Annotated in this window: 1 pseudogene; it reads left to right on the forward strand. The window is 65.7% G+C overall.

Going from position 1 to position 297, the window contains the following annotated elements:
* Nucleotides 1-297: pseudogene (locus GWK61_RS55680) on the forward strand (modular polyketide synthase); the annotation flags it as partial.

Here is a 297-nt window from a genome sequence, read left to right on the forward strand (position 1 = left end):
ATGGGGCGAGTAATGGTTTGACGGCGCCGAATGGCCCGTCGCAGGAGCGTGTGATCGCCCAGGCTTTGGCTAATGCCGGTTTGGTCGCTGCGGATGTGGATCTGGTCGAGGGTCACGGGACCGGCACGGTGTTGGGTGATCCGATCGAGGCCCAGGCGGTGGCTGCGACGTATGGCCGGGATCGGGCTGATGCCGGTCCGGTGTATCTGGGTTCGTTGAAGTCGAACATCGGTCATGCCCAGGCTGCTGCGGGGGTCGGCGGTGTGATCAAGGCCGTGATGGCGATGCGCGCCGGGG

The organism is Catenulispora rubra, from assembly GCF_015356825.1.
GTDB lineage: Bacteria > Actinomycetota > Actinomycetes > Streptomycetales > Catenulisporaceae > Catenulispora > Catenulispora rubra.